The following is an 18,576-nucleotide window of genomic DNA, read 5'->3' on the forward strand; positions in this document are numbered from 1 at the left end:
CCTGTATTCTTTATTAGATATTAAATAATCCAAACCCATTTGTTAGTAATAATAGGATTGCAAATAGGATAAAACCTCCAAGTTCAATAAGGGTTATATAATGAAACTTTCTACTTTTTATATACTTCCATTCCATAAAAGCTTTTACCGATTCTTGTATTACCGCTAGGCTCAATATCGCATAAATGGTTTCTTTTAAATCATCTTGGTAAATGAAGTAGAAAATAATAAAAACCGAAGCAATCCTAATAAGCCAATCAAATTTTTGATGTATTTTATTCACATGGTCATAGGAGAAAAATTTCTTTTTTATATGTAACACCTTATTTAGATAATTCCTTAACAACACTTGTAGCACTATTACAATTACAGTCAACAGAAGAATTTTCACCAAGAACTCTACGTAATCAAACTCGCCGTACACTTTTAGCCCCCTTGTTTAAATTCACTTTGGCCATTAATTCACTTAACTGCTTAACGTCCTAAGGAAAAATCCTCGATCTTCGGGGAAGGAAAGGTCTAACGTTTCTAACTCTTTTTTGGATTTCCAAGCAATTTCATGGATAATGAATAGTTGGAATTCCACCAATGATTCTCACAGCATAGTAGTGTACTTCCACCTGGATTGGGATTTCCTCTATTTCCGCCTGTTTTACCATCAATTCTTCAACTATTTCAACCAAGTAACCTGTTTCTTCCCAAACCTCTCTTAAGCAACAAGAAACGAAAGTCTCGCCATCCTCTTTATTACCTGTAGGAACAGACCAGGTTTTCTTTTCATCTACCTTGCCTTGCAAGACCATAAACAATTCGTTGTTTTCGTTTAGACATACTCCTGCAGCACCCTCCCACGTTTCCATCGGTTTATAGATACTCATTGTTGATACCATATTTCTCTTTAAAATCTGGGCTTAGTTCGCTCCAAATATCAAACTTGTTTCCGCTTGGATCATAGAAGATGAAATTTCTTCCCGCATGTCCCCGGTCCTCAATAGGACCAATTTTTATGCCACTTTCATTAAACTGCTGATGCAAGTTTTCTAAAGCAACCAGTCCATCCACTTCAAATGTCAAAGAGAAATGAACGTTTCCATCACTATCCTCAAAATTGGCCGTTGCCTTTTCTGAAGCCTTTACAAGGAAAAAGCTTTGGTTAGCAAAATTAATAATTGCTTTTTTCTCATCCTGATACATGATATCTGCACCAAGATTGCTTTTATACCATTTAGCAGATCCTTCTACATGATGAACAGGTATGTACGTTGTCCCTACTCGCCAAATAGTGTTATCCACGTCCTACACCTACCTCTAAAGCCTTATCCACAGCTTTTATTGCATGAATGTGTGTTGTATCAAACACAGGGACTGGAGCATCCTCTGTTTTTATCAAAAGACCGATTTCTGTGCAGCCTAATACAATGCCTTCCGCTCCTTGCTCTATTAGATCCGCAATAACCGATTTAAAATATTCTCTTGAGCTAGACTCTATCTTTCCATGACATAATTCATTGAAAATAATCGTATTGACCTCTTCACGTGCTGCCTTTTCAGGAATGATTACCTCTATCCCATTTTCTTCAACTCTTTGTTTGTAAAAATCCTGTTCCATCGTATAAGAGGTACCTAATAAGCCTACCTTTTTGATCTTGGCATTTCGAATAGCTAAGGTAGTAGCATCCGCAATGTGAAGGACCGGGATCTTAACACGAAATTCAATTTGTTTCACCACTTTATGCATGGTGTTCGTACATATTAAAATAAAATCAGCGCCGGCCCGTTCAAGAGAAGACGCACAATCAGCTAAAATCTCGCCTGCTCTCTCCCATTCCCCAGTCGTTTGACAATGCTCAATCTCTTCAAAGTCAACACTATTCAGCACGATTTTGGCAGAACGAAGCCCACCAAGTCGTTTATTTATTTCTTCATTTATGATCCGGTAGTATTCAGCTGAGGATTCCCAGCTCATTCCCCCAATTAAGCCAATTGTTTTCATTAATTATTCTCCTTTATCCTTACGAGTTAATTTGTTATTAAAAAGAGCATAATAAGGATTGCCCATGGTACAACGTATTCCGTCACCCATAACCCAAATACAGTAAGATCTATTCCAATGAGATGTGCTAGAATGAAAGCTGTTGCTGCTAATAGGATATATGGTAATTATTCATGGATATATTTTCTATATCCCTTTCGTGTTCATCAACACGACTCTCCAACCATCTGGATCTTCTATGGTTATTCCCTTCTCTTTCCAGTAACCATTTTCAGGCGCTACTTCGCTGTATCCCATATCTTTAAGTCGTTTTGTAATCCTATTAATCGCTGTTTTTTCTGGAATATAGAATACTAGTAGGTTGTCCTTCGTGGGAGCAGGACATGGACTTCCACTAGTATGTGTCGTGAATTCCAAATGGTAGGCAGCCCCTGGCAAGCCCAATATCACTCCAGTGTATCCTTCATGCCCGGTAAACTCCGTAAGTCTCTTCAGCCCTATTCCGTGCTCATAAAACTCAATTACCTGTTTAAAATGATCAGTAGGACGGGCAATTCGAACTTGCGTAGCATCAAATGTATTAAAGTTCATCTTATCCCTCGCTTTTATAAAAGTTCCAAATTGTTCCAACCATATACTTCTTCCTCTACCTTCGTATCCGCAATCCTTATGGTAAGACTATCAATCTTTTGCGCACCCATAGCATGATAAAACTGGATAGCAGGATTCTCTTTAAGCACAAGTACTAAAATCGAATTTATCTGAAGCGTTTTTAAGTATTCCACTATCCTATTCAGTAGTTTTCTTCCTATGGCCATGCCTTGAAATTCTTTTAGAATATAGATAGCATACAATTCACCTTGAAAGTCGTTATATCCTTGCGACTTTTTATGTCCACCTGTAGCAAAGCCGATTATCTCTTCTTTCGTGTTAACTGCTACAAAAATGGTGTCTGCTTTTAAATTTTCAAGCCAGAGGTTCGTTCGATTTCCATAATCAAGAAGGTTTAAAAATTCCTGAGGGAGAATTCCATCATAAGTAGTTCGCCATGCATCAACATGCACTTTGGCAATCCCTGCTGCGTCACCGGGCTTCGCGATTCTAATACGCACAAATTCATCCTCCATTACTCTTAATTCCTTTCCTTCATAAACGTCCCAGGATCAATTCCTTTTCCTTCTATTGTAATGGCAGTCATTCCTTTTTCAGATTTTGTTTCATGCCATTCGCCAGCCTCCCAGAATACAGCCTCGCCTTTCACAACTTTCACTTCCTTCTGTTCACTACCGGTAACCATTCCTTCTCCTTCCATAATGAGGAGTAGCTGATCTACCGTAGCAGGATGCAACCCAATGACACCATCTACATCTAAATGCATACAGGAAATTTGTAGATTCGCATTTTCTGTTCGGAGGATACGGGATAGCCAAAAGTCAGATTCATAGCGGCTGATGTGTGTGCCCACCTCTTTATCAAAACGAAACAATTTCATTAGTCTTTTCCTTCCTCCTTATCTTTAAAAGCAAATTCAGTAAGTGACAAAATAATGGCAATGATCATCTCTTGCGGTGCTGAGATAGTAATACCTGTTATAAGCTCATCGACTGTAAAAAGTGCTAGCCATCCTGCGATAACATCAACCAGAATATAGAGATAAATTTTGTAGCGATTAATATTAGCGATAACCAAGAAGAAGACGCCTTTAAAGACCAACTCAAAAATAATGCCGACGCCGAGGAACCATAGACTAAACACAATTAGTAATTTGAATGAGTAGTATTCAATCCCTACGATTATAAATATGCCAGCAAAACCGAAGAAGTAAAGAACCAAGAAAAAAGTAACACTAGAGAGAATAAGCAATGCAAGCATGAATCCAACGGCTATTTTTCCTATAACGCCTAAGTTATCCTTCTGGCTTTTGTTTTTCTTGAACATTCCTCGCTCCTAACTCATTACGTAATAGATAACCCCACTAACTACGCTGAATGCTCCCAGGAATATAGCTAGTTGGAGCTTTGTGCTATTATTCAACCAGCTCCATCGTTTCCGTTCAATATCGAACCATAATACATCCACTGTAATGGATACTAAAACTAATACCATTACTGCTATCCAGCCCACTTTGTGTCCCTCCTATTCCATACCGGATATGCCTACAAGAATAAAACCAAAGAGAAGACTGATTACCGAAACACCCGCCAAAAACCACGCGACTGCCTGGTTATTTTTACTTTCCTTCCATGCAGCCAACAGACATAATATAGCTGAGCTGAGCCACAATAAATCAAATAAAAAGTTTCCTACATCGAAGGGGAATAGATCGTATACCTGGGTCAAAACTGTTATCCAATAAAGTAATAGCGTTACAAAAGCAGCCCAAGATAAGCGATGTGGTCGCTCTTTCCATTTTCCGTTTAAAAAGGCAAGGATTATAAAAACTGCTATAAAAGCAGAGACAAATCCTGTAGCAATATAGATAAACTGTGTTAAGGCCAAAGTATCCCTCCATGTTCTCAAATCATTTTTAATCTATGCTTACCGAAAATAGGCATGATTGCGAAAATTTAATTCCTACTTATATAATTGTCATATTTCTTGAACATGTATTTATACGATTGAACGAATAATTGGTTTCGATTAAATCCTGTGTATCTCTTTGACCATTCGCACAGTCTTCAAAATATGGCCGTCTAGTTCCTCGTCAAATGTGCTGTGGACCTGAAAACCTTTTGCGATATAAAAGCTTTTTCCGAGCTCATTGTTTTCTTCTACATTTATAAATAATTCAGTTGCACCCTTTAGCTCATGGATCCCTTTTGCAAGCAATGCGCTGCCTATGCCTTTTCCCTGAACTTTTGGGAGGAGATAGATTGCACTTAGTTCCACTTCTCCCTTCTCTTTGACTCGAGAAAAGTTAGCAAATCCCACAATCTCATTGCTTATTTCCGCAACATACAAAAATGAGGCTTTCATCCTTCTTTGCATCATCTCATCACGATATGCCATATTAATAAAATTTCGCTGAACCGTTTCTGGTATGATCCCTTTGTATGTTGCTTTCCAGCTCGTCCTTGCTACATTCTGTACCAATGGAATATCTTCTTCCTCCATTAATCGTATGACCGTTTCCATCCAATCCCACCCATATTCCAATATTTTCAAACATTATAACATTAATCTTTTTAGGGAAGTACCTTAATTATTATTTTTCGAGAATACGTAATGGTAGTTGAATATGAAAAAAGACAAAATCGTTAAATTGATTTTGCCTCTGTTCTCATTTATTTATCTGTTATGCGGTTTCGTTGCAAAGACGGCGGGCAAGCAAAATTGTATTCTTTCACTAGCTTATTTATCTGCTTAATTTTTCTGGCCCGCTCTTTTCCTTCTATTTGGGATAGCTCCTCTTTTAGTTGATCTATCTTATTTGCAAGCTCCACCCATCTTGGTAATACATTATTATCTTTCATTGTTTTATAAAGTTGCTTTTCCTCGGGATTAAGATAGTCTTGCCCGAGTTGCAATGGTTTTCCTTTTCCTGGGAGGTCTTCAAAATGCCCTTCCCGTTCAGCCTTTTTAATTATCTCTGATAAATGATCCTTATACTCCAGTCTTTCTTCTATTTCAAACGGCTCTTTCTTTTTATCCAAATCCACCAGCCCCCTCTAATAAAAGCTTCACCATTATATTCGCTATAAAGGTGAAGATCCCTGCTTAATAGGCAGATGATGTGCTGAATTTCTCAGCCGATAATTCCGCTTGCTCGGCCGATGTGCTCTTTCTCTCAGCCGATAATCACGCTTGCTTGGCCGATGTGCTCTTTCTCTCAGCCGATAATCATGCTCGCTCGGCCGGTGCGCTCGTTCTCTCAGCCGATAATCACGCTCGCTCGGCCAATATGCTCGTTCTCTCAGGCGATAATACCGCGCTCTCGGCCAATGCAATATCCCTCCATCAAAGAATCATTGCCAGTAATCAGGGTCTGCCATTCGTATTTCTTCTACAATATCGTCCAAGTCAGCAGGGGTTATAGTGTAGACGGGATAAGCTTCTCCAGCTTCCTTCGCGGCACTAAACAAGAAACGGTTGCTCCCAGGGAATTCCTCATCCATTAAGATTAGGCTTGCGTCACTTTTATCTACAAGCCACAAGTTTTTAGCCTTAAACTGGTAGGCTCCTTTATAATCACCTTTGTAAATAGGCTTAAAAAAGTCTGCAAGCATCTTAAGCTCCTCATACTTTTCTTTAAGGGGATCCGGCCAGCGACTCTCTTGGTTTTCGAACGGCGGAAATACACCTAGCTTGATATCATACTCCTCCTGCAAAGAAAATATAATATCAGCCGTCCAAAGCTCTACCCCCATTTGACCAGATATGATAACCCATTCCAATCCTTCTTCAATAAATTGGATAAGCCTTTTTTGAATTGCAGCTTTTACAATATTAATTCGGGGGTCGTTCTCTTTAAATATATTTATCTCGGCAGGTTTATAACCTGAAACAGCTAAAATCTTCATATGTATCCTCCAAACAATAAACCTAACTATCATATGGCATGAGTTTTCCTTATAGAAAAAGGCTGACATGATTACCGTCAGCCTCTATTACTAAGTTAACACCATTTATTTGGTTTTTGCCACTGTTTTGGTCCACCACAATGCTTACCATATCCTGGGTTCATTGCTCCTGCTACTTGACCATTGTGGCCCATGCCTGGACTCATTGCACCGGCTACTTGACCATTTGGTCCCATGCCTGGATACATTGCTCCTGCTACTTGATTATTTGGCCCCATTCCAGGGCTCATTGCTCCCGCTACTTGGTTTGGTGATGGAACGTTTAAAGATCCACCGTACTGATTTACACTGTTTGACGTGTTTTGTACAGATGTGGAGTGTGGAAACACATGCTTGTTCTTAACTAAATGATGGTTCATAACCGTTGTGTGTGATGGATGAATATGCTCCACAACACTCTCTGAATATTGGTTAACACAGTTATATTTCGTTGGATGAACTACTTGCTTTGGTCTCTGGCAGCCACATCCACATTGATGCCCATGATGTCTCATTTAAAATCCCCTTTCCTGTGATAGGTTCATTAATAACCTATGACAGTTGGCCTGATATTGTATAAGACATCGACCTAGTGAGGAAAATAATTTACCCAAACGGTATTCTAAAAGGTGATTTTCATAACATTAATTGTTTAATAATGTGCCAGCAAGCCTTTTTTCATCGCTACATTCTCGCAATAAAGGAAAACCAGGAGACCAACTATAAAATAGACGACTCCGTTAACCGTTAAAATAATAAAATCGCCTGCACCTAACTGTGTTATTGTGGCGCCGTTTATCATAACCTCCCGCACCATATCCACCCCTTTAACAAATGGAAAATACGCTAGAAAAGGTGCTGTAGATAGGGGGACAAAGGTAAGACCCGCTAATATAAACTGGAGAATCTGTAAAAATGCCTGAACCTGTTTTAAAATAATAGACATCCCGGCAATAATAAAACCAAGCCCAAACATACTGACCAATGACAAACTAAGGATAGGTATGAGCGCCACAAGATCAATGTTCAGTGATTGCCCTGTTGTCAGCATGGATAAATACAGCAATGCAACAATCATAAAAATATTTACAATGGTAGAGGAGAACAGTCTTGTGACCATAATTCTCCACATTCCCATTGGTGACATACACAGCTGCTCTAGTGTCCCACGCATGGCTTCATTCGTGATTTCCCAGCCAATGTTGTTGACAACCATCATAGCTAAAAACCAGAAAATGTAGTTGACGATTACATACTGCGTATTCACATCCTGAGAGCTCGGGTCACCGATAAGCTGAATCCCGGCAAACATTCCAAGGAAAATAACATAAAAGGTAATAATCATGGCCAACGTGTTTGGCAGGTATCTTCTCAACTCCAAATATTCTTTTCTTAAATTAGCTTTGAATAGATTAAGCCAGCGCATGATCTGTCGCCTCCCCTTTTACGATTTTCATAAAGATTTGTTCAAAGTTGATGGTTTTGCGATCAATTGATTTTACTGGTGTGCTTTCAGCCTTTAACACTTCAAATAAGTCATATATTTCTTCATTTCGCTGCAAGTCAATTTCCAAAGTCGATTGGTGGGTGTCTGGGATGTATGTAAGGGTTGGGAAAAACTGGAGTAATTTCGTATGTTGTTGGTCGGTTAAGCGTGCACCTAGAGTAACCTTGTACGATCTAACTTCGAATAAGCGTAAGAGGTTCTCGACTCGATCATCGGTAACAATGGTGCCGTTATTGATAATGACAGTCCGCTCACAAAGATCTTGGATTACATCCATGTCATGTGAACTGATGATAATTGTTCGGTTATAGTCTTTTACAATGCCACGTAACAGCTCTCTTACTTCATATCCTGTCTCGACATCAAGACCAAGTGTAGGTTCATCGAGAAGAATGACATCACTATCTGCGAGCATCGCTACAGCTATAGCCAGTTTTTGTTGCATCCCTCTAGATAGACGATTAACAAGTTCATGTTCTTTGTTTTTTAGATTGAATTTAACTAATAAATCTTCAATTTGTGTTGCTGCTTCCTTTCTGGAAACCCCTCTGTTACCTGCAAAGTAATCTAAATTCTCTCTAACAGTCAAACGCCAATACAGATTACGGTTTCCTTCCAGCACAGAACTTATATGCTGTAGTGCTTTCAAATGCTTTTCATGGTTATTTATCCCATTAATAAAGATTGTCCCCTCATCAGGCTTTAGTAGCCCACAAATCATTTTAATCGTCGAGGTTTTCCCAGCACCATTTGGGCCAAGTAATCCTAGAATCTCCCCTTTCCTCACCGAAAACGAAATGTCATTTACAGCCTGTACGAGCTCTTTTGTCTTTCGCTTCTTATACGTCTTTTTTACATTGCTTATTTGAACTATGGCGTCCATTCACTCATCCCTTTCCTCATTTCAATTTGGTATATTTCCATGGTAAATAAAAACAGAATAAGATACGACAATCTCTAGTACGAAAAAAATCCAGCCTGGAGGCGGAGGTTTCCTAGGACTCAAATTTGTATGATTTCTGGAATAATGTAATAGGAGAATTTTTTATACGTTTACATACGAAAACCGAGGTTAAAAGTTCCCTCGGTTTTATGAAGAGTTTAATTTTTAAGGAGTACAATGTGTTAGCAATACGGCAATTATATGGACATTGTGTCACTACTAGTATTCACGTTTCCTGCTTCCCGTTACCAAACTACCAATAATCACAACACTTTTGTATAACAGACACACTCATGAACACGCTTAAATTTTTCTTTTACTGCTTCTTTATTTTCCCCAGTATAATGGGCCCACCCCTGCACTAACTGCATCTCACTCTTATTACCTTCTATCTTTGGCAGTTCGTTTCCTTCCATGAATATATGGAGATAGGAGGAGACTAACTTGAAATGATTTTTTTCATACCACGCCCTCACCCATTGGTCATCTCTTGTCCATGCCTCCAAATACATTACTTGTTTTTGAGCTGCTATTTTTTCTAGTTCCTTTAATAGCTTTTCGCCAATCGTTTTTCGCTGAAAGTCCGGATGTACGGCAATATGCCAGATCATTGCCCCTTTTTCTTTCTTCCCAGTACAAACCCGGTTCTCTGTTGTATCATATTCTGCATCAAGAATTCCGACAATCTTCCCTTCACTCACTGCAACTAACTCGATAGACGGATTCTCATAATGCTCTTTTTCTCTTAGGACATTATCAAAATACGCAGTCTCAAGAAAGGAGAGAGCACGACAGCGAACCCAGCCTTTTTCATCACTTTGATTATATTGTCTAATTTCCACGAATTAACCCCTATCCTTTTAATTAATAGATGTATTATAATGAAAGTATAGCAAAGATATGAAACTTATTTGCTTACAAAACGTATAAACATCTATCCAAACAATATAAAGGGGGTGAATACCATTGTTTATTGAATTTATGTCGGAGCTAGCAAATGACTTTTCACCAGTGTATGCTTATGTCTTTAGCATTCTGCTGTCTGTCTATTTTTCCTACAAAGCCGCTGATGTTCAATTTGGCACAATTAAAAAGACAAATGAATGCTATACACGTAATATGCATGCCAGCATGATCCATTCTTTATCGGTTCTCATTACGATCGGCGAAACGATTGATAAGCGAAACTGGCGCTCCCATAAAATGATGTACCGGGACGCAGATGATGATACAGACGCTCCTTCCTTCTCGTTATACAGACAGAACAATAAACGAGGAGGACAACAATGGAAAAACAATCGGTATTTACACCTATTAAAAAATACAGCTTTATCGGGGTCATTCTTTTAATCTTTTTGGCAGGTTGCCAAGGGAATGGCAACGGAGAATCAACAGGATGGTTTCAACATTATTTAGTAGAGACTTTCTCTTCCATTATTAAAGGGACAGCGAACTTATTAGGAGATAATTATGGTCTCTCAATCATTCTTATTACGCTTCTTGTTCGCCTTCTAATTATGCCATTTATGCTAAAGCAAATGAAAAAAAGTGCTGAAATGAAAAAGCATATGGACGTCGTTAAGCCTGAAATGGATGAATTGAAAAAGAAATACAGTGATAAAAAAGATGTAGATTCTCAGAAAAAGATGCAACAGGAAATGATGCAACTTTACCAAAAACACGGTATTAATCCACTTGCATCGCTTGCAGGTTGTCTGCCGCTACTAATACAGATGCCCGTTTTACTCGGCTTTTATTATGCGATCAGGCAGACACCAGAAATTGCGACACATTCGTTTTTATGGTTTAACCTTGGACAAACGGATCTGTTGCTAACCGCTATTGCCGTAGCTATTTATTTCTTGCAGGCAAAGGTTTCACAAATTAACATGGCACCAGAAATGAAAAAGCAAATGGCCATCATGGGATATTTGTCACCGATCATGATTGGTATTTTTTCATTTAATTCACTTGCAGCCTTGCCACTATACTGGTCTGTAGGAGGAGCATTCCTCATCATACAAACAATTATAGCTAAGAAAAAATATAGTTAAGCAAAAAGGTTGTACTTCACTTCGAAGTACAACCTTTTCATTTACATATATGTCGTGATTTATTATTTTTAAGAGCTATTTTGCCATTGGATCAGTAATTCAATCCCTTTTTTCGTTCTGCTCACGCAACAAGTCCCTGATTTCGATCAACAACTCTTCCTGTACACTGACCTTTGGTACTTCTTCCTCCACTACTTCCTCTTCTTTCTTTCGCTTCAATTTCATTGCAAGACGAATAAAAAGAAAAATAGAAAACGCGACAACAAAAAAGTCTAGAATGGATTGAATAAATGTCCCGTATAATATCTCCGCATCACCAAATGTATATTTCAGTCCCGAAAGATCCACACCATTCATAAGTATTCCTACAAGCGGCGTAATGATATTGGTTACTAACGATGTGACGATGCCACTGAAGGCTGCACCAATTACAACAGCAATGGCTAAATCCATAACATTTCCTTTAAAGGCAAATTCCTTAAAATCTTTCCACATATGTTTGACTCCTTCCCTAACTATGTATGACAAAATGATAGCAGAACTTCGTTGTTATGTGAACAGATGACCATCAATGTGTTTTCTTAAAGAGACTGGGAAATAACTAACTTTTCAGCATGGCTTCGGCAGAACTCTCCGTTACATTAGATTTCATTCATACAAAACCCGAACTAAGCAAACCTTTTTCAAGGGTTTGCATTATAGTTCGGGTTATTTCTAGACGCGATCCTTTTATCCCACGCTTTATTTTTACATATCATGATGAACATTGCGATTTTGTCGCGAATGATTTTTATTCTTAACCTGTTTTGAACCACTTAATGGCTCCCCATATGGTTGTTGCGGGCTTTGTGGCAATTTTGGCTTTTCCTGCTGTTTTGGTCCTTTTGGTTTTCCACCCATGTGATTTCCTCCTTCCAGCTAGTAATTAGCTTTTGAGAAAGGGGTGCAAATTATGCATTTGTTATAGCATGGATGGAATATCTGAGACAGCAGTTGGAAAAGCATAGACAACATTTTTCAGTTTATCAACAGGGATGCTCATTTGAATAGCCATTGCAAAATAATTTATCAATTCATCAGATTTTCCACCTATTAAATGTGCACCAAGAATTAAATCTGTTTTTTTATCAATAATAATTTTGACAGCAGCCGGAGCATCGTTTGTATGACTGTACGTAAACCAGTCCGAAATGTCTTGATGGTTTACTTTTACATCATAATTAGCTTCTCTTGCCTCTTTTTCTGTGAGACCTGCTTTGGCCAATTTTGGCTCAGAAAAAACAACTGACGGGATCCCATTATAGTTTGCTTCTTGTTTTGCATCTGAAACAATGTTTTCCGAAACAATTTTCCCCTCCATTTCTCCTACTGGTGTTAAAGGGGAACCTTTTGTATCTGCTACATCGCCAACAGCATAAACGTGTTCATTGCTGACACTTTGTAAATACGTGTTGACAGTTATCCCAGTCTTGCTATGATTAACACCCGCCTGATCTAGCTTGAGATCGTTTATTTGTGGAACGCGACCGCCCCCATGTACGACTAAATCTCCACGGAATGAAACTTCTTCATCGCCTTTACTTGCCTTTACTATATATTCTTTATCATTTTTTTCAATTGCATTTACTGAACTATTTAAATGAATGGAAATACCTATTTCTTTCGATTTTTTTTGCAACAGGTCTACCATATCGGAGTCAAATGACTTTAATGGCTGTTCTCCACGTTGCACAATATGAACATCACTTCCTGCTCTTGCAGCAATATGGGCGAACTCAAAGGAAATGTATCCACCCCCCACAAAGATAACACGTTTTGGTAGCTGATCAAGTTCAAGAAAGTCTTCACTATACGTAAGGTGGTCCGCTCCGTCAACTGGTAATGGAGCAGGTCGAGCTCCTGTTGCAATAACAATTTCCCCCCCTTCTAAGACCTTCTCCTTAACTTTTAGCGTTTTTTCATCTAAAAATTGCGCTTGTCCATGGAAGGTTTCAATTCCTGCCTTTTCAAAGCTTTTCTCCTTCGCTTCGGGAACCGGCTCTGTAAAGGAACGCTTGAACTCCATTAGGTCCTGCCAATTAATCTTAGCAGGCTTTGCAATCCCCTTTCCTTGCATCCGTTCTGTTTCATCAATCATGGTGGCAGCACTCGCTAACACTTTTTTCGGGTTACATCCCCTCAATGGGCATGTACCTCCATAAGCACGTTCATCTATAACAGCAGTACGCAGCCCTTCTTGTGCACAAGAAGTTGCCACTGAAGATCCAGCGGGTCCTGTCCCGATTACAATCACATCAAATTTCTCTGTCACGCTTTCCCCTCCTAGTTACTATTCACGTACAATAATTTTCCCCTTACCTTATAGAGGTTAAACTTTTTCAATAGGAAGGGAAGGTGTAAACTTAAACGAGGAGGGATATAAATGACGATTCCAATACAGCAAATCACATTACACCATCTAAGCATGGAACTTAAACAACCCTTTACAACAAGTTTTGGGACTGTGGAAAACAAAGACTTTTACATCACAGAGATTGATGATGGACAAGGAAACCGAGGCTTTGGAGAATCTGTTGCATTTACAGCTCCTTGGTATACAGAGGAAACCCTCACCACAACCGGACACATGATGAGAGACTTTTTAATTCCTATCTTATTAAATAATTCGATCAAGCACCCTGATGATGTTTCGAAGCTTTTCACAACGATAAAACGGAATAACATGGCGAAATCTGCCTTAGAGGGGGCAGTCTGGGATTTATATGCCAAACGTGAAGGCCAATCACTTGCCGAAGCCCTTGGCGGAACGAAATCAAAAATTGAAGCAGGCATTGCTATTGGCATGCAGTCTTCCATAGCGGAACTATTACATAAAATTGCATTAAGCCAAGAAAATGGATATAAACGAGTGAAACTGAAAATTAAACCAGGTAAAGACATAGATGTCCTTAAAGAAGTACGGCACCACTATCCGGACCTGCCTATCATGGTTGATGCAAATTCTGCTTATACATTAGAGGATACAGCAAGGTTAAAGGAGTTGGATGCCTTTCAATTGTTGATGATGGAACAGCCTCTAGCACATGATGATATTGTAGATCATGCAAAGTTACAAGCAGAAATTGATACCCCCATTTGTCTTGATGAAAGCATTCATTCTCTTGAAAATGCGAAAAAAGCGATTGAGCTTGGAAGCTGTCGGGTCATTAATATAAAACCAGGCCGAGTCGGTGGCTTAACCGTAGCAAAGCAAATTCATGATTATTGTGTGGAAAAAGGCATTGCCGTTTGGTGTGGCGGTATGCTTGAAGCAGGTGTGGGAAGAGCGCAAAATATTGCCCTTTCTTCTTTGGAAGGCTTCCGTTTTCCTGGAGATAACGCTGGCTCAGACAACTACTGGAAAAAAGACATTATCCTGCCAAAGGTTGTTGCCCATAACGGATTAATCACCGTTCCTACAGATCTGGGAATCGGCCACGCCATTGATATTGAAGCCTTGGCCCAATTCAAAGTCGACGAAGAGATTTTCTGAGAAATAAAAAAAGCTAATCACGATTTTAACTCGTGATTAGCTTTTTTAACATGTAAATAGCGCAGATATTTTACTTCAACTGCCAGAAACGAGGCTATTTAAAGCATGTCTGCTCTACAATTTATTATTTAGTAAAGGCATCTGTTAATGCTGTTACGATTTGTTTCTTACGTGACACAACGCCTTTAAGCAAGGCGCGGTTATTAGCATCAAGGGAAACGTCAAATGCCTGCTCCACTTTCGCTTTTCCACTACCAAGTGCTAACACTTCGGAGTCGTTGTTAAGAATATCCGTCACAACGAACAGAAATAGATCTAACTCTTTATCCTTAATAATTTGGGCAATCTCTGTATCAATATCATCTTGGAATTTATAAATTGCGTTCGTGTCAACAGCGTTTACTTGTGCAATTTCCACCTTAGCTTCACCCATAGAAAATTCTTTCGCATCCATTGTCAGTAAATCTGTTACAGATTTATCGCTCAAGTCTGCTCCTGCCTGTAGCATTTCAAGACCGTAAGTTTCTAATTTTACACCAGCTAGTTCTGCCAATTCATATGCTGCATCAACGTCTTCTTTTGTACATGTAGGAGATTTTAATAAAAGGGAGTCGGAAACGATAGCGGAAACAAGAAGTCCAGCTATTTCTTTAGATACCGCGACACCTTTTTCTTTATATATCTTATTTAAGATAGTTGCTGTACATCCAACTGGTTCAGCGCGAAAAGATAGAGGCTCTTTTGTTTCAAAATTCGCGATGCGATGATGGTCAATAACCTCTGCAATGCGTATATCTCTAATATTATCAACACTTTGTTGGAATTCATTGTGATCCACAAGAATCACTTCTTTTATGTCAGATCCTACTGTTTCAATTAATTCAGGTGCTTGTACACCAAAATAGTCGAGTGCAAATTGCGTTTCCTTGCTAACTGTTCCAAGTCTGGCAGCTTCTGCATTCACGCCAAGCTTTTTTTTAAGATCAGCGTAGGCAAGTGCTGAACAAATGGTGTCTGTATCTGGATTTTTATGTCCAAAAATCAATGTTTTTTCCATATTCATTCTCCTTCTTTCACAATATCCACTATAAGATTATCATACCTACTATGTAGATGAATAGCGATTTACTATTTTAATGTTTCGGTTACCCTCCAAATTTTATCAGAGCCATTATAATGATTCAATGCTATATCCAAATCATGGAAATATCGATGTAAATGTCTAACTTGTTCCACTTTCTCATCACTTATAGTAGCCTTTGCAATCTCCACAATTGCTTTAAGATCTGTTTTTAATGCATCACTTTGAACCGTTTCGATCTCCTTCTCAATAGTTCCAATGATTTCTTTTGCTTTATCCGTTTGTTCTTTCCAATTAAGATTGTTAATATTCCCATAGCCTGTTTTATCATTATAAAAATCATGGGTCTTCGCTATAAAATCACCTATCTCAACGTGTTGCGCTCCTACTGTCTCCTGAATCTCTTCAATCTCTTTTGCAGTGTCCGCATCGACTTCCTGCCCCTCTGTCGCCTTCTCATTCTGTGCATTCTCCAAGTCCTCAATTGAAAAAACACTATTAATGTTGAATACGTTAAAAAAGAGTAACAATGAAGCTATGAGTGCCACGGAGAAAATTGTTACCAAACTCCACCCAAACCATCCGATTTTTCGTTTTTTCTTACTAGTTTCCAAATCTGCTCATCCTTCTTTACTGTTGATAATACCATTCGAGAATCTTATTTCTCTTTTCTGTATCTTGCACATCCTTCGCACTAAACCCACCAACGTCGACTACTTTAATTTCCGGGTTTAGTGGCCTGCTTGTATCTTGTACCTTGACGATACAGTAGCCTTCCAAATTTGCAAGTCTTATTTCTAATATTGCTTTATCAGAATATAATTCATAGATCTTTTCTTCATCTTCTCTTGTAAGATTCCAAGCCGTGTCGATTTCTTCTTGACTGAAAACAACGGATTGTAGCTCGGTTGGTTTAGTAAGAGAAGGTGTTTGGGTAACTGTCTCTTTCTTCAAGATACCATCCAATAAACGGATAATCTCAGCTATACCGATTAATATAAAACCGTACATCAAGGAAGTTCCAGCAAGCATAAAAAACGTGTCCCAATCTATTGTTGCTGTTCCTTCCGGGTTATAATCGGAAAATTGATTCAATCTAGCCATATTCCAAGCCTTGTAAAATCCTGCTAAAAGGACAATAATTCCTGTAACAAATATAATTCTACTTATGATGATTGCTCTCAATGTCTTTCCCCCTTCTCTATTTAATTCTTTACCTGATCAAAAATCCCTTCATAAAATCAATATATTTTACATTCGAACCTTTTATTTTTATAGTTAATACCAAATGTTCTATTAGGAGGAATATAAATGTCAGAGCAATTTGATCTTACTCGTTCTGCTTTATTAGGCTTTATTAAAAATATCGACGAGAAAAAGGCTGATGTACAGCCTGAATACTTTAATAACACAATCCGTTGGCATATCGGGCATGTGTTGGTAACGCCAGAGTCACTACTGTTTGGCTTTCCAAACCATTCCGAGAATCTACCAAAGTCATTTAATGACTTGTTTGGCACAGGAACGAAACCAGCTGATTGGCAAGATACTCCACCTAGTATATCTGAACTCGTTACAGAGCTCGAACAACAACGCTCACGTATTAAAGATCTGACAGATGACTTTTTCAAGCAGGATCTACCTTATACCCTACCGTTCGGAAATTTTAAAACCTATGGAGATGTTTATGAAATGATTCTGCAGCATGAGAATGAGCATCTTGGTAAAATAAAGGCAATGAAGCAAGTTGTCGACAAATTATAAGAAAAAAGAAGGTTATATTGTAATTGGTGGCGGTATACTAGGTGCCTCCACCGCTTTTCATCTTGCTAGTAGTGGGAAAGCTGTTACGCTAATTGACCGAAAGGATACAGGACAGGCAACAGATGCTGCTGCAGGAATCGTCTGTCCTTGGCTTTCCCAGAGAAGAAATAAGGCCTGGTACCAGCTCGCTAAAGGTGGAGCAAAAATCTACCCGGAAATAATTAACAAGTTGCGAGAGCTTGGAGAGGTCGACACCGGCTATGAGAGAGTCGGTGCAATTAGCCTGCATTCAGATGAAAAGAAACTTAATGCCATGAAGGAAAGAGCATTAAAAAGAAGAGAAGATGCACCTGAAATTGGCAATATAACGATATTAAACGAGGAAGAAACAAAACAAGCCTTCCCTTTGATCGGTGAAGGATATGGCGCTGTTCATGTAAGCGGAGCTGCTCGCGTTGACGGCCGAAAACTACGCGATGCCTTAATCAGTGGTGCAAAAAAGCTTGGAGCACAAATAGTCAAGGGTGATGCTAGCCTTGTTGCTGAGAATGGTAATGTAACCGGTGTACGTGTGGATGATGAGTTGTATGAGGCCGATACAGTGATCGCTACAACAGGAGCCTGGATGGGAGAATTATTTAAACCATTGGGAATCTCTTTTGATGTTAAACCACAACGAGCCCAACTCATGCATCTACAAGTTGCTGGGTATGATACAGCAAAATGGCCTGTTGTCATGCCGCCAACCAATCAGTACATGCTTGCTTTCGAGGATCAACGCCTCGTGATTGGAGCAACACATGAAGACGACACAGGCTTTAATCCAAGCGTAACAGCAGGTGGTCTATACGAAGTGCTCAGTAAAGCATTACAAGTGTCTCCACAACTGGAACACGCGACCGTTCTTGAAACAAGAGTAGGCTTTCGCCCTGTCACACCTGGATTTCTACCAGTAGTTGGCATGGTACCTGGCGTTTCTGGACTCTTTGCTGCAAATGGACTAGGTGCCTCTGGTCTTACAATGGGACCATACATAGGGGCAGAGCTTGCGAAGATGGCCCAGGGAATTGAATCAGAAATTGATCCCGCAAATTATCCTGTAGCCGAGACTGTTACAAAGCTTTAGATTAGATGGTGTGGGTG

At 39.1% G+C, this 18,576-nt stretch carries 27 protein-coding genes and 1 pseudogene; 5 read left to right on the forward strand and 23 right to left on the reverse strand.

Features of this window, described 5'->3' with window-relative positions; translation table 11 throughout:
* Positions 1–13: 13 nt before the first annotated feature.
* The 17 genes and pseudogenes from ACTWPF_RS14180 to ACTWPF_RS14260 all read right to left on the reverse strand — a co-directional run bounded on the left by ACTWPF_RS14180 (position 14) and on the right by ACTWPF_RS14260 (position 9,844).
* The gene (locus tag ACTWPF_RS14180) at positions 14–424 is read right to left on the reverse strand and encodes a DUF4181 domain-containing protein (protein WP_443149518.1); all 411 of its coding nucleotides are present in this window, start codon (positions 422–424) and stop codon (positions 14–16) included.
* Between the two features lie 42 nt (positions 425–466).
* A pseudogene (locus ACTWPF_RS14185) lies at positions 467–860 on the reverse strand (NUDIX hydrolase).
* A gap of 4 nt (positions 861–864) precedes the next feature.
* Positions 865–1,293, reverse strand: a complete 429-nt coding sequence (locus ACTWPF_RS14190; RefSeq protein WP_106896136.1) for a VOC family protein — start codon at positions 1,291–1,293, stop codon at positions 865–867.
* The gene (locus tag ACTWPF_RS14195) at positions 1,286–1,993 is read right to left on the reverse strand and encodes an aspartate/glutamate racemase family protein (protein WP_443149519.1); all 708 of its coding nucleotides are present in this window, start codon (positions 1,991–1,993) and stop codon (positions 1,286–1,288) included. Before ACTWPF_RS14195 ends, ACTWPF_RS14190 begins: the two co-directional genes overlap by 8 nt.
* 186 nt (positions 1,994–2,179) lie before the next feature.
* Complete coding sequence (locus tag ACTWPF_RS14200) at positions 2,180–2,584, reverse strand: VOC family protein (protein ID WP_443149520.1); 405 nt, start codon at positions 2,582–2,584, stop codon at positions 2,180–2,182.
* Positions 2,585–2,598: 14 nt separating this feature from the next.
* On the reverse strand, positions 2,599–3,105 hold the full coding sequence (locus tag ACTWPF_RS14205) for a GNAT family N-acetyltransferase (RefSeq protein ID WP_443149521.1): 507 nt from the start codon (positions 3,103–3,105) through the stop codon (positions 2,599–2,601).
* A gap of 20 nt (positions 3,106–3,125) precedes the next feature.
* The gene (locus tag ACTWPF_RS14210) at positions 3,126–3,485 is read right to left on the reverse strand and encodes a cupin domain-containing protein (RefSeq protein ID WP_238018765.1); all 360 of its coding nucleotides are present in this window, start codon (positions 3,483–3,485) and stop codon (positions 3,126–3,128) included.
* Entirely contained in the window at positions 3,485–3,931 is a 447-nt protein-coding gene (locus ACTWPF_RS14215) for a YrvL family regulatory protein (protein ID WP_443149522.1), read from the reverse strand. The genes ACTWPF_RS14210 and ACTWPF_RS14215 overlap by 1 nt, the downstream gene beginning before the upstream one ends.
* A gap of 9 nt (positions 3,932–3,940) precedes the next feature.
* Positions 3,941–4,117 carry a hypothetical protein gene (locus tag ACTWPF_RS14220; RefSeq protein WP_443149523.1) on the reverse strand — a complete coding sequence of 59 codons (177 nt, stop codon included), beginning with the start codon at positions 4,115–4,117 and terminating at the stop codon, positions 3,941–3,943.
* A gap of 12 nt (positions 4,118–4,129) precedes the next feature.
* Positions 4,130–4,492, reverse strand: coding sequence for a hypothetical protein (locus ACTWPF_RS14225; RefSeq protein WP_106896130.1), 363 nt, complete (start codon positions 4,490–4,492; stop codon positions 4,130–4,132).
* A gap of 141 nt (positions 4,493–4,633) precedes the next feature.
* Positions 4,634–5,128 (reverse strand): GNAT family N-acetyltransferase, encoded by a 495-nt coding sequence (locus ACTWPF_RS14230; protein WP_238018770.1) that lies wholly within the window; start codon positions 5,126–5,128, stop codon positions 4,634–4,636.
* Positions 5,129–5,277: 149 nt separating this feature from the next.
* Positions 5,278–5,652: a J-domain-containing protein gene (locus tag ACTWPF_RS14235; protein ID WP_443149524.1), complete on the reverse strand. Its 375-nt coding sequence runs from the start codon at positions 5,650–5,652 to the stop codon at positions 5,278–5,280.
* Positions 5,653–5,958: 306 nt separating this feature from the next.
* Positions 5,959–6,513, reverse strand: a complete 555-nt coding sequence (locus ACTWPF_RS14240) for an SLOG family protein (protein WP_443149525.1) — start codon at positions 6,511–6,513, stop codon at positions 5,959–5,961.
* A gap of 95 nt (positions 6,514–6,608) precedes the next feature.
* Positions 6,609–7,067: a CotD family spore coat protein gene (locus ACTWPF_RS14245; RefSeq protein WP_443149526.1), complete on the reverse strand. Its 459-nt coding sequence runs from the start codon at positions 7,065–7,067 to the stop codon at positions 6,609–6,611.
* Between the two features lie 137 nt (positions 7,068–7,204).
* Positions 7,205–7,978 carry an ABC transporter permease gene (locus tag ACTWPF_RS14250; protein ID WP_443149527.1) on the reverse strand — a complete coding sequence of 258 codons (774 nt, stop codon included), beginning with the start codon at positions 7,976–7,978 and terminating at the stop codon, positions 7,205–7,207.
* Entirely contained in the window at positions 7,965–8,942 is a 978-nt protein-coding gene (locus ACTWPF_RS14255; protein ID WP_443149528.1) for an ABC transporter ATP-binding protein, read from the reverse strand. The genes ACTWPF_RS14250 and ACTWPF_RS14255 overlap by 14 nt, the downstream gene beginning before the upstream one ends.
* Before the next feature lie 323 nt (positions 8,943–9,265).
* Entirely contained in the window at positions 9,266–9,844 is a 579-nt protein-coding gene (locus tag ACTWPF_RS14260; protein WP_443149529.1) for a GNAT family N-acetyltransferase, read from the reverse strand.
* 124 nt (positions 9,845–9,968) lie between these two features.
* Here ACTWPF_RS14260 and ACTWPF_RS14265 point away from each other — a divergent pair, with 124 nt between their 5' ends.
* Positions 9,969–10,352: a hypothetical protein gene (locus ACTWPF_RS14265; RefSeq protein ID WP_238018773.1), complete on the forward strand. Its 384-nt coding sequence runs from the start codon at positions 9,969–9,971 to the stop codon at positions 10,350–10,352.
* Positions 10,289–11,056 carry a membrane protein insertase YidC gene (gene yidC, locus ACTWPF_RS14270; RefSeq protein WP_443149530.1) on the forward strand — a complete coding sequence of 256 codons (768 nt, stop codon included), beginning with the start codon at positions 10,289–10,291 and terminating at the stop codon, positions 11,054–11,056. The genes ACTWPF_RS14265 and yidC overlap by 64 nt, the downstream gene beginning before the upstream one ends.
* 99 nt (positions 11,057–11,155) lie before the next feature.
* Here yidC and mscL read toward each other — a convergent pair whose 3' ends face one another.
* From mscL to ACTWPF_RS14285, 3 genes are all read right to left on the reverse strand, one after another.
* Positions 11,156–11,551 (reverse strand): large conductance mechanosensitive channel protein MscL, encoded by a 396-nt coding sequence (gene mscL, locus ACTWPF_RS14275; RefSeq protein WP_058949928.1) that lies wholly within the window; start codon positions 11,549–11,551, stop codon positions 11,156–11,158.
* Between the two features lie 252 nt (positions 11,552–11,803).
* Positions 11,804–11,956 (reverse strand): small acid-soluble spore protein P, encoded by a 153-nt coding sequence (locus tag ACTWPF_RS14280; protein WP_058949927.1) that lies wholly within the window; start codon positions 11,954–11,956, stop codon positions 11,804–11,806.
* Between the two features lie 61 nt (positions 11,957–12,017).
* Positions 12,018–13,367, reverse strand: coding sequence for a dihydrolipoyl dehydrogenase family protein (locus ACTWPF_RS14285; RefSeq protein WP_443149531.1), 1,350 nt, complete (start codon positions 13,365–13,367; stop codon positions 12,018–12,020).
* Between the two features lie 111 nt (positions 13,368–13,478).
* On the opposite strand from ACTWPF_RS14285, the gene menC reads away from it, so the two are divergent.
* Positions 13,479–14,588, forward strand: a complete 1,110-nt coding sequence (gene menC, locus ACTWPF_RS14290) for an o-succinylbenzoate synthase (RefSeq protein ID WP_443149532.1) — start codon at positions 13,479–13,481, stop codon at positions 14,586–14,588.
* 124 nt (positions 14,589–14,712) lie between these two features.
* On the opposite strand, the gene ACTWPF_RS14295 is transcribed toward menC, so the two are convergent.
* From ACTWPF_RS14295 to ACTWPF_RS14305, 3 genes are all read right to left on the reverse strand, one after another.
* Positions 14,713–15,645, reverse strand: a complete 933-nt coding sequence (locus ACTWPF_RS14295) for a manganese-dependent inorganic pyrophosphatase (RefSeq protein ID WP_443149533.1) — start codon at positions 15,643–15,645, stop codon at positions 14,713–14,715.
* Between the two features lie 71 nt (positions 15,646–15,716).
* Positions 15,717–16,283: a hypothetical protein gene (locus tag ACTWPF_RS14300; RefSeq protein ID WP_443149534.1), complete on the reverse strand. Its 567-nt coding sequence runs from the start codon at positions 16,281–16,283 to the stop codon at positions 15,717–15,719.
* Positions 16,284–16,299: 16 nt separating this feature from the next.
* Positions 16,300–16,854: a hypothetical protein gene (locus ACTWPF_RS14305; RefSeq protein ID WP_443149535.1), complete on the reverse strand. Its 555-nt coding sequence runs from the start codon at positions 16,852–16,854 to the stop codon at positions 16,300–16,302.
* 126 nt (positions 16,855–16,980) lie between these two features.
* Between ACTWPF_RS14305 and ACTWPF_RS14310 the strand changes: the two genes are divergently transcribed.
* Both ACTWPF_RS14310 and ACTWPF_RS14315 read left to right on the forward strand, forming a co-directional pair.
* Complete coding sequence (locus tag ACTWPF_RS14310) at positions 16,981–17,433, forward strand: DinB family protein (protein WP_238020365.1); 453 nt, start codon at positions 16,981–16,983, stop codon at positions 17,431–17,433.
* Positions 17,417–18,559 (forward strand): NAD(P)/FAD-dependent oxidoreductase, encoded by a 1,143-nt coding sequence (locus tag ACTWPF_RS14315; protein ID WP_443149536.1) that lies wholly within the window; start codon positions 17,417–17,419, stop codon positions 18,557–18,559. The genes ACTWPF_RS14310 and ACTWPF_RS14315 overlap by 17 nt, the downstream gene beginning before the upstream one ends.
* Positions 18,560–18,576 lie beyond the last annotated feature (17 nt).

The organism is Oceanobacillus sp. M65 (genome assembly GCF_052246275.1).
GTDB classification, from domain to species: Bacteria; Bacillota; Bacilli; order Bacillales; family Amphibacillaceae; genus Oceanobacillus_B; species Oceanobacillus_B jordanicus.

What these genes read in the sequence shown, in the direction of transcription:
- ACTWPF_RS14240 (WP_443149525.1), bottom strand. Translation starts at nt 6,513, where the DNA reads ATGAAGATTTTAGCTGTTTCAGGTTATAAACCTGCCGAGATAAATATA.
- ACTWPF_RS14250 (WP_443149527.1), bottom strand. Translation starts at nt 7,978, where the DNA reads ATGCGCTGGCTTAATCTATTCAAAGCTAATTTAAGAAAAGAATATTTG.
- ACTWPF_RS14230 (WP_238018770.1), bottom strand. Translation starts at nt 5,128, where the DNA reads ATGGAAACGGTCATACGATTAATGGAGGAAGAAGATATTCCATTGGTA.
- ACTWPF_RS14245 (WP_443149526.1), bottom strand. Translation starts at nt 7,067, where the DNA reads ATGAGACATCATGGGCATCAATGTGGATGTGGCTGCCAGAGACCAAAG.
- ACTWPF_RS14295 (WP_443149533.1), bottom strand. Translation starts at nt 15,645, where the DNA reads ATGGAAAAAACATTGATTTTTGGACATAAAAATCCAGATACAGACACC.
- ACTWPF_RS14215 (WP_443149522.1), bottom strand. Translation starts at nt 3,931, where the DNA reads ATGTTCAAGAAAAACAAAAGCCAGAAGGATAACTTAGGCGTTATAGGA.
- yidC (WP_443149530.1), top strand. Translation starts at nt 10,289, where the DNA reads ATGGAAAAACAATCGGTATTTACACCTATTAAAAAATACAGCTTTATC.
- ACTWPF_RS14255 (WP_443149528.1), bottom strand. Translation starts at nt 8,942, where the DNA reads ATGGACGCCATAGTTCAAATAAGCAATGTAAAAAAGACGTATAAGAAG.
- ACTWPF_RS14200 (WP_443149520.1), bottom strand. Translation starts at nt 2,584, where the DNA reads ATGAACTTTAATACATTTGATGCTACGCAAGTTCGAATTGCCCGTCCT.
- ACTWPF_RS14310 (WP_238020365.1), top strand. Translation starts at nt 16,981, where the DNA reads ATGTCAGAGCAATTTGATCTTACTCGTTCTGCTTTATTAGGCTTTATT.
- menC (WP_443149532.1), top strand. Translation starts at nt 13,479, where the DNA reads ATGACGATTCCAATACAGCAAATCACATTACACCATCTAAGCATGGAA.
- ACTWPF_RS14280 (WP_058949927.1), bottom strand. Translation starts at nt 11,956, where the DNA reads ATGGGTGGAAAACCAAAAGGACCAAAACAGCAGGAAAAGCCAAAATTG.
- ACTWPF_RS14210 (WP_238018765.1), bottom strand. Translation starts at nt 3,485, where the DNA reads ATGAAATTGTTTCGTTTTGATAAAGAGGTGGGCACACACATCAGCCGC.
- ACTWPF_RS14195 (WP_443149519.1), bottom strand. Translation starts at nt 1,993, where the DNA reads ATGAAAACAATTGGCTTAATTGGGGGAATGAGCTGGGAATCCTCAGCT.
- mscL (WP_058949928.1), bottom strand. Translation starts at nt 11,551, where the DNA reads ATGTGGAAAGATTTTAAGGAATTTGCCTTTAAAGGAAATGTTATGGAT.